Raw genomic sequence first — 14,825 nt, forward strand, 5'->3', positions numbered from 1 at the left:
CCTTCCTAATAAAAGTTGAGGGTATCGACAACATTTGTGAGGGGTGTGCCGTCGAGGAGCGCCGTCGCGTTGCGTGCCACGATCGCCGCGATGCGCATCCCCTCCTGCGCGCTCAGGGCTGCCGAGTGTGGGCTGAGGAGAACCTTTTCGTGATCCCAAAGTGGGTGCTCGTGAGGGAGGGGCTCGCGCTCCACCACGTCGAGTGCAGCGAAATCGACGGTGCCGTCGTCGAGGGCATCGAGAAGCGCAGCCTCGTCAATCACGCTTCCCCTGCCGACATTTGTGAGGATCATGCCCTTCTTCATCGAAGAAAACGCCTGCCGATCGAGCATGTGGCGAGTCTCGTCCGTGCCGGGAAGCGTCACCACGACGGCGTCGACCCTCGACAGCGCGTCGTGAAGGTCAGCGAGCGGCACGATGCGGTCCACGTTCTCGACAGCGCGGCCCGAGCGCGAGGTTCCCCAGACCTCGGTGCCGAAAGCCTTGAGCCGGGAGGCGACAGCCTTGCCGATACCGCCAAGACCGAGCACGAGAACCGTCATTTCATCGAGGTGGCGAGGGTGTACGCGAATGGTTGGCCACACGTGCGCACGTTGATCATCTTCGAGGCCACGAAGGTTCTTCGCCCCAGCGAGTAGTCCAAAGATTGCGAACTCCGCAAGGGTGCTGCCGTGCACGCCCGCCGAGGTTGTAAACGTGACGCGTTCAAGCGCTTCAGAGCTGAGATGCGCAGCTTTCACCTGTGCTCCGCCGCCCGCAGCCATCGTGTGAACCCAGCGGAGCCGAGGGTTGCTTCGCACGAGCTCTGCGAGCTTCGCGGGGCTATCGTCAGGAAGGCCCACGACGGCATCGGCGCTTTCGAGGATCTCCTGATACGCCCGCTCGTCTGCATCAGAGCGCGTGAAAGCCGGATCGCCCACCCAGTCGGAGTCGTACCGGCGCGGACGCGCAAGAGCTCCGGTGCGAACGAGCCTCACGCGAGGTTCGCGCTCGCGGATCAACGCGCATTCGTCTTCGGGGAGGTCGACGGCGATGGCGAGGGTCAGGCGCTGGTCGTTCGAGCGTGGCATGAGGTCTCCTTTCGCTCCTTCAATCCTAGGGGGAACGCACTGGTGAATCCTCTACAGTGGTGGGGAAAACTAGCGCCGCACACCAAAAGGAGACTTGTCGTGAGCCAGACCCCGCTCATCATCATGGGCGTGCAGGGCACGGGAAAATCCACCGTCGGAAAGGCCCTCGCTGACCGTCTAGGGCTGACGTTCATCGACGGCGACGATCTTCACCCAGCGGCCAATAAAGCCAAAATGGCTTCGGGAACTCCGCTCACCGACCAGGACCGCGCTCCATGGCTGGACGCGATCGGCGAGACCATCGCGCGTGAGCGCGCGAAAGGCGTCACGTGCGCGATCGTGTGCTCCGCGCTTAAACGCCGCTACCGCGATCAGCTGCGCTCCTTCGCACCGGATCTCCAATTCGTGCACCTTGCGGGAAGTCGAGAACTCATCGCTGGGCGCATCGCGCACCGTCACCACGAGTACATGCCCGCTTCGCTTCTTGATTCCCAGTTCGCGACTCTCGAACAGCTTGACGACGACGAAGCTGGCATCATCGCGAGCATAGAACAGCCCGCGAAGGACGTCGTCGAGAACATCATCACCGGCCTCAATGACGGCACTCGCACCTGCTAGGCGCGCGGCAAGGATCTATGCAGGGTCAAAAGCTAGGTTGGCGCCATGATTTTCATTAACGTGAAATACCAGGTCAAGCCCGAAGAGACCGCCACCTTCCTCGAAAAACTTGCGGATTACACGAACGCGTGCCGCGCGGAGGAAGGTTGCCTCTTCTTCGAGTGGTACCGCAGCACGGAGCGCGAAAACGAATTCCTCCTTGTCGAGATGTACCGTGACGCCGAGGCCGGAGAGAAGCACGTCAACGCCCCGCACTTCCAGGCCGGCCTGGATGCCATGCGCCCGCTCATCTCTGAAACTCCCGAGATCATCTCGAAGGACATCGAAGGTGAAGGCTGGGGTCCCATGGGTGAACTCGCGGATTAAGTCCCAACCGGTGCCACCTCTCACGTGAACGTGACTCACCAGCCCTTTCCCGTGGTACCGTGACTCGTTTGCAAATATTCGCGAGATGAGTCAAAGGATGTGAACGATGAGCGCGTGGGACGTCTTTACCGACCTCGGCTGGATGGGCCTTCTGATCCTCATCGGTGTGCTTTTGCGCGCCTGGGTCAAGCCGATTCAGTCTCTCTTCTTGCCCGCCGGCCTGATCGCCGGGCTTCTCGGCCTTATTCTCGGCCCCAACGTCTTGAACATCATCCCGTTCAGTAGTTCCGTCCCCATCTACTCCTCGATCCTGATCGCGGTCGTATTCGCGGCGCTTCCGTTCACCTCGAAAATCGCGGGACTCGGCAACGTGTTTCGTGCCGTTCGCACCATGTGGTCCGTCTCCCAGGCCATCTCGGTTCTCCAATGGGGCTTCGGTCTGATTTTCGCCCTCGGCATTCTCAGTTTGTTCTTCAATGACCTGCCCGACGGCTTCGGCTTGCTCCTCGCAGCCGGCTTCATGGGCGGCCACGGCACGGCAGCCGCGATCGCCGACGGTTTTGGCAACACATGGCCCGAGGCACTTTCCCTCGCGATGACGTCCGCCACGATCGGCATCATCCTGTCCGTCGTGGGCGGAATCGCGATCATCAAGGTCGAATCGATGCGCGGCAACACGGCCTACCTCAAGGACTTCAAGTCCCTTCCGAAGGATCTTCGCACGGGCATCATCGCCGAAGAGAACCGCGAATCGATTGGTGTTTCTCCCGTATCCTCGACGAGCCTGGACCCGATCACCTACCACCTGGGGCTGCTCTTCATGATTGCGGCCTTCGCCTACATGTTCACCTCGTGGGCGAATAGCCAGGTCGAGTGGCTGTCGGTTCCTACCTTCAGCGTCTCGTTCCTCCTCGGGTACGTCGTGCTGTTCGTTCTCAAAGCATTCAAAGCGGAAAACGTCTTCGAAGGGAAAATTTTTGAGCGTGGAAGCGGCATGTCAACCGACCTGCTCGTGGCCTTCGGCGTAGCCTCGATCGATCCGAAGGTCGTGGCCTCCTACTGGCAGCCGCTTCTCATTCTTATCCTCGCGGGCACCTTGTTCGTGCTTGCCTACTACGTGTTCGTCTCCAAGAAACTCTTTGCCGATCACAAGGTTGAGCAAGGCATTTTCACGTGGGGCTGGAACACCGGCACCGCCGGTATGGGCATGGCGCTCCTGCGCATCGTCGATCCCGACATGAAGTCCAAGACGCTCGACTACTACGGCATCGCCTATATCCCGATCGGCTTTGTCGATATCGCGACCATCGCAACGCTCCCGGCTCTAGTTCTCGCGGGCGCCTCGTGGTGGGTAGCGCTTGCGCTCACGCTCGCGGGCGTCATCATCCTCGCGCTCGCGTTTAGGCGCCGCGAGCCCGCGCCCACGACGAGCATGATTGAAAGCGTCGGCGTGCACGGCACGTTTGACCACAGGGCAGAATAAGGCTCGTCGCACTCGTGCCTTTCCTCGATATTCCCGTACCCGTCAGGTGGAGTGACCTTGACGGGTACGGGCATGTTAATAACACCGCGTATCTGCGGCTGCTCGAGGAGGCCCGCACGAGGGCCTTTTGGCGGCCGTCGGACACCGAGCTCGCGAATGGCGCCCCCGCGTACCCAACCGCGCTCACAGAGCTGTCGCCGGGCGGTGCCTTCCACACGCTCGTGGCCGCCCACACGATCGAGTACGCGCGCCAGCTCGGTTACCGCCGGGACGGGGTCATCGTGCGCACGTGGATCTCGAAGCTTGGGGGAGCGTCGCTCGACCTCGACTACGAAATACTCACGGCCGACGAACTGGAGCGGCCCTACGCGATCGCGCGCACGACGATCGTGATTGTCGAGGCCGAAACCGCGAAGGCCGTGCGCATGCCCACACGGCTACGCACGGCCCTCGAGAGCTTCACAAGCGCGCCGCTGACATTCCGGCGCGCGTAGCGCGTTTTTCTACGCCGACTCCTGGAAGCGCGGGAGCGCAAACTCGATGCCCCGCTTATCGAACTCGGCGCGAAGGCGCTTGCGGATCTCGCGCTCCACATCCCACTGCTTGCCGGGGATGGTGTCGGCAGTGATCCGGCGCTGGTAGCGAGCACCGTCGACCGAAAGAATTCCGGTGGCCTGGGGCGCGCCGACAATGAGCTTCGACCACTTTTGATCGGCCTTGAGCGTATCGAACACGGCGTGGATCGCCTCCGTCACCGCAGCATCATCGGCGCTGCTCGCGATATCGAGTATGACGAACGCTGTTCCGAGGCCGCGCGAGTAATTGCCGAGCGAAATAATCTCCCCGTTGCGCACCGTCCACAGGACGCCGTTGAGGCCGCGCACCTGGGTGACGCGCAAATTCACGTTTTCGACGGTTCCCTCGGCGAACTGAAGATCGACGTAATCGCCGACGGCCACCAGATCCTCGAACAGCATGATCACGCCCGCAAGAACGTCCTTAATGAGCGTTTGCGCGCCGATACCGGCGGCCAGGCCGGCAACACCAAGCGAGGCGATGATCGGCGCGATGTTGACGCCCACTTGCGCGAGGATCATGACGAACGCGATCGACCAAATGACGACGCTCGCGACATTCTTCGACGCCGTCGAGAGGGTGTCCGCACGCTGCTTGCGGCGCTCCTCGTGGGCGGCGGCGAGGCCGGCATCGGGGTGCTTCTTCACGACGACGTTGGTCATGCGCGAAATACGCGAACCTGATTGGTACATCGTCTGAAAAATGCGATTGACCAGTATGCCCACCACGAAGCGCACGAGTAGGGCGACCAGAATGATCACGAGGATCGTGACGCCATTGGAGAGCAGCCACTGGCCTATCCGGTCCACGAGCGAGAAAGCCTCTTGGGTCGTGGTTTCTGCCAAAAAGTTCATGCCCCCACCGTAGGAGGGAAACCTTGAGACGGGCATGAAAAGGCGGCCCCACCGATGGTGAGGCCGCCCACGGTTTCCGACGGTGGCCGCGCCCTCAGCGCAGCCTCCTCAGCGGACTACTTGTCGGCGTTTTGGACGCGCACCGCACGCGCGACGGAGTCGCGACCCTCGAGGACGGGGCGGCGCATGCCGTAGATCGCGTCTTCATGCGAAGCGAGCCACTCGTCCGCTTTCGCGACGATCTCTTCGCTCGGGTACTGGCCCGGGAAGTAGCCCTGGATAAGACGGTTCGCGATCTCGCTCGAGCGTGACGCCCATGCCTTCTCGATCATCTCGAAGTACGGATCGATGTACGGCGCGCGCAATTCCTCGCTCGCGCGGTTGAAGCCCACGATGGCGCAGGTGAGGTGCTCGTTCGCAAGCGTGTCCTCGCCGACGGTCTTCTTCCACGCTGCTGCCTTCGCCTCGGCAGTGGGGATCGCGGCCTTCGCCGTGAGGGCGCTCTTACGGCCGTTTTGCGTGTCGTCGCTCGCGAGTACCTCGTCGATTCCGGCCTCGTCGATAGCGCCGAGAGCGGCGAGAGCGATGGTGATCTGCCACTTGAGGTCGGTATCGATTTCGCGGTCCGCGAGGGTGAGAGATCCTTCGAACAGACCCTTGACCGTGTCGAGGTCGTCCTTGCCGGCAAACTGCAGATACGACTCGAGGAATTGGAGCTGCTGATCGCTGCCACCGTCGGCCCCCTGCGTGAGCTCCCACAGAGCCGACGCAACCTTCTTCTCGCGCTCAGCGCGATCAGCCGGGGCCGCGTAGCGCGTGCCCACGAGGTCCAGACGCCCGAGGAGCGTGCGCAGAACCGAGGAGTCCTTTTCGCGGTCGATGTTCTTCAGGAGAAGATCGAGGTAGCGGCGGCTCGGAAGTTCGGCGTCTCGCGTCATGTCCCACGTGGCGCTCCACACGAGGGTGCGAGCGAGCTCGTCGTCGATATCGCGCAGGTGCTCGAGGGCGAACGCGAGCGAATCGTCGTCGAGGCGGACCTTCGCGTAGGTGAGGTCCTCGTCGTTGATGAGCCACAGGTCGGCCTTCTTGCCCGCGATATCCGCGATCTCGGTGCGCTCACCGTCGATGTCGGTCTCGACGCTCACGGTGCGGGTCACGACGCCGCCCTCGAGGCTGTAGCCGCCGATCTTGAGTCGGTGCGGGCGGATCGTGGGGTGCTCGCTCGCGGCGGACTGCAGAACTGCGAACGACGCGACGGTGCCGTCGTTATTGCGATCAATCTCGGGGCGGAGCGTGTTCACGCCGGTCGTCTCGAGCCACAGCTTGCTCCACGAGCGAAGGTCGCGGCCGCTCGTGGCCTCGAGCTCGTCGAGCAGATCATTGAGGGTCGTGTTCTGCCACTCGTACTTCTTGAAGTACGCGCGAAGACCCTTAAAGAACGACTCCTCACCGACGTATGCGACGAGCTGGCGCAGAACCGAGGCGCCCTTCGCGTAAGTGATGCCGTCGAAGTTCGTCTCTACCGCGTCGAAGTCCACCATGTCGGCCACGATCGGGTGCGTGGACGGCAGCTGGTCCTGGCTGTAGGCCCAGGCCTTTTCCGAACCAGCGAAGGTCGTCCATGCGTTCGTCCAGCGAGTAGCGCGCGCAGAAGAGAGGGTCGAGGCGAACTCAGCGAAGGACTCGTTGAGCCACAGGTCGTCCCACCACTTCATCGTGACAAGGTCGCCGAACCACATGTGAGCGAGCTCGTGGAGGATCGTGAGGTCGCGGCGTTCGCGGATTGCGTCCGAGACGGCGCTGCGGAACACGTAGCGCTCCACGAACGTCACGGCGCCCGGGTGCTCCATCGCGCCCATGTTGTATTCGGGCACGAAGATCTGGTCGTAGGTCGGGAACGGGTAGTCGTAATCGAAGAGATTCTCGTAGAACTCAAAGCCCTGCTGGGCGATCGAAACGATGTACTCGCCATCGAGGTACGGGGCGAGAGACGCGCGCGCGTAGACACCCGCGGGGATCTCGCGGCCGTTGCGGGAGGTGATCGTGCCGTCGTAGCCCTCGTACTTGCCTGCGATGAGAGCCGTCAGGTAGGTCGAGATCTTCGGTGTTTTTTCGAAAGTCCACGTGGCGATCGGCTGACCGTCGGAATCCTCACCGGCCGGGACGGGCTCGGGGCTCGGGGCGATCGAAATGACGCGCCAGTGGGCGGGAGCGGTGATCGTGAAGGCGAAGGTGGCCTTGAGGTCGGGCTGTTCGAAGTTGGCGTACATGCGGCGGGCATCGGACACCTCGAACTGGGTGTAGAGATACACCTCGTTGTCGACCGGGTCGACCATGCGGTGCAAGCCTTCGCCCGTGTTCATGTAGGCGCCGTTGGCGCGGATGGTAATGACGTTCTCGCCGACCTTGAGCGCGGGAAGCTGGACGCGCGCGCCGTCGAAACGTTCGCCGGGGTTGTCGAGGGTCTCGCCGTTGAGGGTGATCTCGAGGACTTCGGGAGCGATGAGGTCGACGAAGGTTTCGCGAGCCTCGGTGGCGTTGACGTAGATGGTGGATTCCGTGAGGAATGTCTTGGGACCCTTGGTGAGGTCAAGCTTCACGTCGTAATGGGAGGTGCTGAGGAACGAGGAGCGTTCCTGCGCCTCGGCGCGGGTGAGATTTTCAGAGGTCATTCTCGAATTCTCCTAGGGTTGGGGGCCGCATCGCGTGCGGGTCCCCTCCATCTTTGCATCGCAGGGTGGGAGCGGGTGGGGTGAATGCACGGACGCGAGGGCTGGGCGAGCGGGTAGTGCCCGGCCGCCCGGAGGGATAGGGAGTCCGACGCCGAAGTAGTTTTTGCAATGGTTTAGTTTCTTAAAGATCGTTTCTGACCAGGGTTTCTTTTGCGCGTGGCGCTGGTAGGGTTGTCGTATGGCATCACTAAATCCTCTTAATTGGCCTGTGCTGAGGCAGGCCAAGTCTCGCGATGTGCTGGGGCTCGGCCCCACCTCCCAGTCGCCCACCTATCAGAACCTCGAGGCGCGTACGACAACCGCCGACAAGGTCGTTGAGAGCGTGTGCCCCTACTGCGCCGTTGGCTGCGGCCAGCGCGTGTACGTCAAAGACAACAAGGTCATCCAGATCGAGGGCGACCCCAACTCGCCAATCTCGCGTGGCCGCCTGTGCCCGAAGGGTTCCGCGAGCGAGCAGCTCGTCAACGCTCCCGGGCGCGTGACCGACATCCTCTACCGCGCTCCAAAGTCGAAAGAGTGGGTCAAGCTTGATCGCGAGACCGCTATGTCGATGATTACCGAGCGCTACCTCGAGGCGCGCAAGAAGCACTGGCAAGATACCGACGAAGACGGCCGCCCCGTGCGCCGCACGCTCGGTATCGCTTCGCTCGGTGGCGCGACCATCGATAACGAGGAAAACTACCTCATCAAGAAGCTGTTTACCGCCACGGGTGCTATTCAGATCGAGAACCAAGCCCGCATATGACACAGCGCCACGGTTCCCAGTTTGGGATCCTCGTTTGGGCGCGGCGGAGCCACGCAGCCGGTGCAGGACCTCGCGAATGCGGACTGCATCATCATCCAAGGCTCCAACATGGCCGAGTGTCACCCGGTCGCTTTCCAGTGGGTTATTGAAGCGAAGCTTCGCGGCGCACGTGTGATCCACGTCGACCCGCGCTTCTCGCGCACCTCGGCGCTTGCCGATAAGTACATTTCGACCCGCGCAGGCGGCGACATCGTGCTTCTCGGCGCTCTCATCAACCACGTTCTCGAGAACAACCTGTTCTTCGAGGAGTACGTGAAGCACTACACGAATGCCTCGACCCTCATTAGCGAGGATTACCAAGATCCTGAGGACCTCGACGGCTTCTTCTCGGGCTTCGATCCGGAGACGGGAACGTACGACACCTCGAGCTGGCAGTACGAGATGGACGAGGAGAAGAACCTCCCCGTCCGCGATGAGACCCTGCAGCACCCGCGAACGGTGTTCCAGATCCTCAAGCGCCACTTCCGGCGCTACACGCCGGAGGTTGTGGAGAAGGTCTGTGGCGTCAGCCCGGAAGACTTCGCCTACATCGCCGACTCGATCACGAAGAACTCGGGCCGCGATAAGACGACCGCATTCTGCTATGCCGTGGGTTGGACCCAGCACACGGGTGGTGCGCAGTTCATTCGTACAGCCTCGATTCTCCAGCTGCTCATGGGCAACGTGGGGCGCCCCGGTTCGGGCATCCTCGCGTTGCGTGGGCACGCCACGATTCAGGGCTCGACCGACATCCCGACGCTCTTCCACATCCTTCCCGGCTACCTCCCGATGCCGAAGGCAGGCGTGACGGATACCTGGGAGACCTACCTCGACTCGGTGGGCACCAAGAAGCAGAAGGGCTTCTGGGCAAAGTCGGAAGAGTTCACCGCGAGCCTTCTCAAGGCTTGGTGGGGAGAAAGCGCAACCAAAGAGAACAACTTCCACTTCGATTACCTGCCGCGGCTCACGGGTGCGCATGGCACCTACCAGACCCTGCAGCTCATGCTTCAGGACAAGGTGGATGGCTACTTCGTGATCGGCCAGAACCCGGCGGTCGGAAGCTCGAATGGTCGCTTGCACCGCAAGGCGCTCAGCCACCTCAAGTGGCTGGTTGTGCGTGACTTCAACATGATCGAGACGGCGACGTTCTGGAAGAACGGCCCCGAAATCGAGACTGGCGAACTGAAGACCGAAGACATCGACACCGAAGTCTTCTTCATGCCCGCTGCGAACCACACAGAAAAGGCCGGTTCGTTCACGCAGACTCAGCGCATGGTGCAGTGGCGCCACCAGGCAGTCACGCCGCCGGGCGACGCCGAAAGCGAGCTGCAGTTCTTCTTCGATCTCGGCAATCGCATCCGCGAAGCGCTCAAGGATTCAGACGATCCTCGAGACAGGCCCGTCCTTGACATGACCTGGGACTACCCGCTCGATGAGCACGGCGAGGTTGATGCCGAAGCCGTGATCCGCGAGATCAACGGGTACTACACCGAGGGCGAAAACAAGGGCAAACCGCTGTCGAAGTTCGTCGATATGAAGGCCGATGGCTCGACGGCCGGTGGCTGCTGGATCTACGCGGGCGTGTACGCCGACGGCATCAACCACGCCGCGGTGCGCGAGCCTGCCGATGGCCGCCCCTACACCGAGAGGGAATGGGGCTGGGTCTGGCCGGCCAACCGCAAGATCCTGTACAACCGCGCCTCTGCAGACCCCGACGGTAAGCCGTGGAGTCCGGAGAAGGCCTGGATCTGGTGGGATGAGGAGCAGGAGAAGTGGGTCGGTCACGACGTTCCAGACTTCCCCGTGGGCCTCAACCCGAAGGCACGTCCCGATGCGACCGTGGGTGGTCCCGCGGCGCTCGCGGGTGACGATGCGTTCATCATGCAGCCCGACGGTAAGGGCTGGCTGTTCGCGCCGAAGGGCATGCTCGACGGCCCGATTCCCACTCACTACGAGCCTGTGGAATCGAAGCTGCCGAACATCATGTACCCGCAGCAAAACCAGCCGACCCGCGTCGTCATGCCGCGCGAGGAGAACCTCACCGCACCCGGCTACGGCGAGCCTCTCCAAGAGGTGTACCCGTACGTGTTCACGACCTACCGCCTCACCGAGCACCACACGGCGGGTGGCATGAGTCGCTGGCTCCCGTATCTCGCGGAACTTCAGCCGGAGATGTTCGCGGAGATTTCTCCCGAACTCGCCGAGGAAGTTGGCGTGAAGAACGGCGAATGGGCCACCCTCATCTCGCCGCGAGCGGCGATCGAGGCGCGCGTACTTGTGACGAAGCGTTTCAAGCCGCTGAACGTCAACGGTCACACCGTTCATCAGATCGGCCTCCCATACCACTGGGGTGTTGGCGAGGACGCGATCATTACCGGTGACGGTGCGAACGATCTGCTGGGCATCACGATGGACCCGAACACCGGCATCCAAGACTCGAAGTACTCTTCGGTCGCGATGATTCCGGGTCGCAGGCCCCGCGGTCCTGAGCTCGTGGATCTCGTGGAGAAGTATCAGCGCGAAGCCGGGATCACTCTCGAGACCGGCATGCAACGCGTGACTGTCCCTGCGAATGACACCGGCAAGGCCGAGACCAGCACGGAGCAGGATGCAAAGGTCGCCGAGGAGACGACCCGCGGCTCGAACACCGCGGGCTTCACGGGGATTGCCGCGTCGAAGCCTGGTTCGAAGGAGGCGAAGCGCCGCGCCGATAAGGCCGACGTCAACATGGCCTCGGGGAACGATGGTCCCGACGGCGAAACCGGCCGCACGAGCATGGTCAACGACAACTCCCAAGCTTCCCACGACGAGAATGGAGGTGTGTGATGAGCCTTCTCAACACGACCGCTGACCCCATCTCCGTTGCGGGATGGGAGCACACACACGACCGCAAAGGCTTCTTCACCGATACGTCGATTTGTATCGGCTGTAAAGCCTGCGAGGTCGCGTGTAAGGAGTGGAACCGCAACCCTCAGGACGGTAACTTCGAGCTGCTCGGGTCGTCGTTCGACAACACGGGCTCGCTCGGCGCGAATACGTGGCGTCACGTTGCGTTCATCGAGCAGTCGGAAAAGCGCATCGAGCAGGCCCGCGAATCAGGCCGTCAGCTCGTCAATCTCGGTATGCCGAAGATCGGGCAGAAACCGCCGAGTGAGCAGCAGCCAAAGCACACGGATGAATTCCGTTGGCTCATGGCCTCGGACGTGTGCAAGCACTGCACGCGCGCGGGCTGCCTCGATGCCTGCCCCACGGGTGCGCTGTTCCGCACGGAGTTCGGCACGGTGGTTGTGCAGGCCGACGTCTGCAACGGCTGCGGTACGTGTGTGTACACGTGCCCGTTCGGTGTGATCGAGCGCCGCGACGACGGCACCGTGTCACCGAAGACCGACCGCGACGACCGCCCTCACCTCGAACAGGACATCCCGAATAAGGGCACGGCCAACAAGTGCACGCTGTGCTACGACCGCCTCAAAGACGGTCAGCAGCCCGCGTGTGCCCAAACCTGCCCCACGACGTCGATCAAGTTCGGTGATCGCGAAGACATGGTCGCGAAGGCCAAGGAACGCGTGAAGAAGCTCCATGAGGAGGGCATGACCGAAGCCCGCCTCTACGGCGCAAACTCGAACGACGGCGTGGGTGGTCTCGGCTCCGTCTTCCTTCTCCTCGACGAACCGGAGGTTTACGGTCTTCCGCCGGACCCGCGCGTGGGCACGATGGACCTGCCGAAGATGTATGGTCGCGCAGCCCTCGCAGCCGGTGCAATGATCGCAACGACCGCCCTCATGTTTGTGGGAGGTAAGAGGAAATGAGCCAGAACGAGTTCGATAGCTACCGCCCGCCGCAGCCGATGCGCCGCAAGCGTCGGCCTGAAGCAACCAAGTATGACGGCGCCCGTAAGCGTGGTCAGAACCGTATGGGCGAAGTCTCGATGGTCGAGGACGTCCAGTTCACGAGCTACTACGGTCGTCAGATCGTCAAGGCGCCGCCGTGGGAGTACCCGATCGGCGTGTACCTGTTCCTCGGCGGTGTCGCCGGTTCGTCGGGCCTCATCGCGCTTGCCGCGGGGGCGACGGGGCGTGAGACGCTGCGCCGTAACGCGCGCGTTGGCTCGATCATCGCGCTCGGCATCGGCACCGTAAGCCTCATCGAGGACCTCGGCCGACCAGACCGCTTCTTGAACATGATGCGCACGTTCAAGCCGACGAGCCCCATGAACCTCGGTACGTGGATCATCTCGGCGTACGGCGTGAACGCTGGTGTGACGTTTGCGAATGAGTTTGACCGTATGACGGGGGAGAAGCTCCCCCTCGGTCCGCTTCGCAAGGTTGCGCGCGCTTTCGAGAAGCCTGCGGCGTGGGGCCAGGCGGCGACGGGTGCTCCGCTCGCGGTGTACACCGCGGTGCTGCTCGGTGACTCGGCGCTTCCCGCCTGGAACGGCGGAAAGTTCTCGCTTCCGTTCCTGTTTGCATCCTCGGCGAGCCTCGCCGCGTCGGGCACCGCGATGCTCTCGACTCCGCTCGACGAGATCGGCCCGGTTCAGCGTCTCGCGCTTGCGGGCGTTGCGGGCGATATGCTTTCGCTGCGCGCGATGAAGAAAGAAATGCACCCCCTCGAAGCCGAGCCGCTCGAGATCGGCGATGGCGGCAAGAAGATGCATATCGCGGAGAAGCTCCTCATCGCGGGCGCCGTTACGGGCTTGTTCGCGAAGAAGCATCGCGCGATTGCGATTGCGTCGGGTGCGTGCCTTGCCGCGGCAAGCGCGTTCACGCGCTTCGGCATTCTCGATGCGGGCTTCCAGTCTGCTCGCGATCCGAAGTACACCGTGATCCCGCAGAAGGAACGCCTCGAGCGTCGGCGTAAGCACGGCATCGTGGACGATTCGATCGTGACGGGCCCCGAAACCGACTAGCGTCCTCTGGATTCCATAGAAGTTGTGGGGGTTATGGCCAAGTGCCATAGCCCCCACTTTTTCGTGAGCCGCATCGGCTTAGATCGAGTCGCGGCAGCTCAAACCCCCGTAACCCCTATGCAATTCACGGAAGATCGAGGGCGGACTCGTACACGGTGCGGGCCTTTCGCTCAGCTTCTTCCGACGGCGCCTAGCGGACCTGGACGCTGCCTGCGGGCGCGTCGTCGCTCGCGGCCACGATCTCACCGATGACCGGGTACCCGGGGATCTCTCCCACGACGAGAAGGCCGCCCGAGGTCTGCGCGTCGGCGAGGAACAGCAGATCCTCTTCCGTGATGCCCGCTCCTGCACGAAGTGAGGGGCGCACCCAGTCGAGGTTGCGTCGAGTGCCGCCGGAGATGAAGCCCCCCGCAAGCGCGTCGAGAGCATCGCCCATCGCCGGCACGGCCGCGCGCTCGAGAACGGCGCTCACGCCCGAGGCGCGCGCCATTTTGTGCAAATGCCCGAGCAGGCCGAATCCGGTCACGTCGGTTGCGGCCTTGGCGCCGGCTGCAAGTGCCTTCCGAGAGGCTTCGGCGTTGAGCGTCGTCATCCATTTCACGGCTTCGTCGATGCTGGAGCCGGTGGCCTTGTGGCGGTTGTTCAAAAGACCCACGCCGATCGGTTTCGTGAGCGTAAGCGGCAGGCCAACCTCGGCCGCATCGTTGCGCAGGAGAGCGTCGGGCTTCGCGATGCCCGTGACCGCCTGGCCGTACTTCGGTTCGGGATCATCGACGCTGTGCCCCCCGATCACGGGAACGCCAGCCTCGCGCCCCACGTCGAGGCCGCCGCGCAGCACCTCCGAAAGCATCTCCATGGGGAGTTTTTCGCGCGGCCACCCCACGAGGTTGATCGCGACAACCGGCTCTCCGCCCATCGCGTAAATATCTGAAAGGGCGTTCGCCGCAGCGATGCGACCCCAGTCGTAAGGATCATCGACGACGGGCGTGAAGAAATCCGCAGTCGACAGCACCGCGAGGTCGCCACGCACCTTAACCGCGGCGGCATCATCGCCGTCGTCGAGACCCACGATCACCGAGTCGAACGTTTGCCCCGTGAGCGCCTTCACGGCATCCTCGAGCTCGCCCGGTGGGATTTTGCACGCGCAACCGCCGCCGTGCGCCATCGTGGTGAGGCGTGGGTAGTTGCTGAAGTCTGGTGTTTCTGTGGCCTGGGTATCGTCGTCGATGGTCATGCATTCCACTCTAGGCATTTTCACTGGTAAATTCGTGCTTGGAGGCGTACGTGTCCTGGTGGGCGCCCCGGTCTTCAAAACCGGTGATATCGAGTAGCTCGGTATGGCGGGTTCGATTCCCGTCCGCCTCCGCCAAGCTTTCGCGCCTCGCCTTTGTGGGCGGGGCGCGCGTGGCACGTGGAGTTTTGGTCCGACGCCT

The 14,825-nt window shown here is 62.8% G+C and carries 10 protein-coding genes, 1 tRNA gene and 1 pseudogene; 8 read left to right on the plus strand and 4 right to left on the minus strand.

Annotated features, from left to right (window positions below; genetic code table 11):
* Positions 1–5: 5 nt before the first annotated feature.
* On the minus strand, positions 6–1,070 hold the full coding sequence (locus FXY94_RS06460) for a D-2-hydroxyacid dehydrogenase (RefSeq protein ID WP_016664222.1): 1,065 nt from the start codon (positions 1,068–1,070) through the stop codon (positions 6–8).
* A 99-nt stretch (positions 1,071–1,169) separates the two neighbouring features.
* Here FXY94_RS06460 and FXY94_RS06465 point away from each other — a divergent pair, with 99 nt between their 5' ends.
* The 4 genes from FXY94_RS06465 to FXY94_RS06480 all read left to right on the plus strand — a co-directional run bounded on the left by FXY94_RS06465 (position 1,170) and on the right by FXY94_RS06480 (position 4,031).
* On the plus strand, positions 1,170–1,688 hold the full coding sequence (locus tag FXY94_RS06465; RefSeq protein WP_016664223.1) for a gluconokinase: 519 nt from the start codon (positions 1,170–1,172) through the stop codon (positions 1,686–1,688).
* Positions 1,689–1,733: 45 nt separating this feature from the next.
* On the plus strand, positions 1,734–2,054 hold the full coding sequence (locus FXY94_RS06470; protein WP_016664224.1) for a putative quinol monooxygenase: 321 nt from the start codon (positions 1,734–1,736) through the stop codon (positions 2,052–2,054).
* Positions 2,055–2,160: 106 nt separating this feature from the next.
* Positions 2,161–3,537 (plus strand): sodium/glutamate symporter, encoded by a 1,377-nt coding sequence (locus FXY94_RS06475; RefSeq protein WP_016664225.1) that lies wholly within the window; start codon positions 2,161–2,163, stop codon positions 3,535–3,537.
* Positions 3,538–3,551: 14 nt separating this feature from the next.
* Complete coding sequence (locus tag FXY94_RS06480) at positions 3,552–4,031, plus strand: acyl-CoA thioesterase (protein WP_016664226.1); 480 nt, start codon at positions 3,552–3,554, stop codon at positions 4,029–4,031.
* A gap of 9 nt (positions 4,032–4,040) precedes the next feature.
* Here the strand turns inward: FXY94_RS06480 and FXY94_RS06485 are convergent, their stop codons facing one another.
* Together FXY94_RS06485 and pepN are read right to left on the minus strand one after the other, a co-directional pair.
* Entirely contained in the window at positions 4,041–4,967 is a 927-nt protein-coding gene (locus FXY94_RS06485) for a mechanosensitive ion channel family protein (RefSeq protein ID WP_016664227.1), read from the minus strand.
* Positions 4,968–5,083: 116 nt separating this feature from the next.
* Positions 5,084–7,639 carry an aminopeptidase N gene (gene pepN / locus FXY94_RS06490; RefSeq protein ID WP_016664228.1) on the minus strand — a complete coding sequence of 852 codons (2,556 nt, stop codon included), beginning with the start codon at positions 7,637–7,639 and terminating at the stop codon, positions 5,084–5,086.
* A 238-nt stretch (positions 7,640–7,877) separates the two neighbouring features.
* On the opposite strand from pepN, the pseudogene fdnG reads away from it, so the two are divergent.
* The 3 genes and pseudogenes from fdnG to nrfD all read left to right on the plus strand — a co-directional run.
* Positions 7,878–11,060 (plus strand): annotated as a pseudogene (gene fdnG / locus FXY94_RS06500) (formate dehydrogenase-N subunit alpha); the annotation flags it as partial.
* Positions 11,061–11,308: 248 nt separating this feature from the next.
* Entirely contained in the window at positions 11,309–12,292 is a 984-nt protein-coding gene (locus tag FXY94_RS06505; protein WP_016664231.1) for a 4Fe-4S dicluster domain-containing protein, read from the plus strand.
* Complete coding sequence (nrfD, locus tag FXY94_RS06510; protein WP_016664232.1) at positions 12,289–13,392, plus strand: NrfD/PsrC family molybdoenzyme membrane anchor subunit; 1,104 nt, start codon at positions 12,289–12,291, stop codon at positions 13,390–13,392. The genes FXY94_RS06505 and nrfD overlap by 4 nt, the downstream gene beginning before the upstream one ends.
* A 190-nt stretch (positions 13,393–13,582) precedes the next feature.
* Here nrfD and selD read toward each other — a convergent pair whose 3' ends face one another.
* Entirely contained in the window at positions 13,583–14,626 is a 1,044-nt protein-coding gene (selD, locus tag FXY94_RS06515; protein WP_016664233.1) for a selenide, water dikinase SelD, read from the minus strand.
* Between the two features lie 40 nt (positions 14,627–14,666).
* Between selD and FXY94_RS06520 the strand changes: the two genes are divergently transcribed.
* Positions 14,667–14,761 (plus strand) — tRNA-Sec (locus FXY94_RS06520).
* Positions 14,762–14,825: the final 64 nt, after the last annotated feature.

It is taken from the genome of Dermabacter jinjuensis, from assembly GCF_902381725.1.
GTDB classification, from domain to species: Bacteria; Actinomycetota; Actinomycetes; order Actinomycetales; family Dermabacteraceae; genus Dermabacter; species Dermabacter hominis.

Excerpts from the sequence above, each read along its gene's own strand:
- FXY94_RS06460 (WP_016664222.1), bottom strand. The coding sequence starts at position 1,070 with ATGCCACGCTCGAACGACCAGCGCCTGACCCTCGCCATCGCCGTCGAC.
- FXY94_RS06470 (WP_016664224.1), top strand. The coding sequence starts at position 1,734 with ATGATTTTCATTAACGTGAAATACCAGGTCAAGCCCGAAGAGACCGCC.
- FXY94_RS06475 (WP_016664225.1), top strand. The coding sequence starts at position 2,161 with ATGAGCGCGTGGGACGTCTTTACCGACCTCGGCTGGATGGGCCTTCTG.
- FXY94_RS06485 (WP_016664227.1), bottom strand. The coding sequence starts at position 4,967 with ATGAACTTTTTGGCAGAAACCACGACCCAAGAGGCTTTCTCGCTCGTG.
- pepN (WP_016664228.1), bottom strand. The coding sequence starts at position 7,639 with ATGACCTCTGAAAATCTCACCCGCGCCGAGGCGCAGGAACGCTCCTCG.
- FXY94_RS06505 (WP_016664231.1), top strand. The coding sequence starts at position 11,309 with ATGAGCCTTCTCAACACGACCGCTGACCCCATCTCCGTTGCGGGATGG.
- nrfD (WP_016664232.1), top strand. The coding sequence starts at position 12,289 with ATGAGCCAGAACGAGTTCGATAGCTACCGCCCGCCGCAGCCGATGCGC.
- selD (WP_016664233.1), bottom strand. The coding sequence starts at position 14,626 with ATGACCATCGACGACGATACCCAGGCCACAGAAACACCAGACTTCAGC.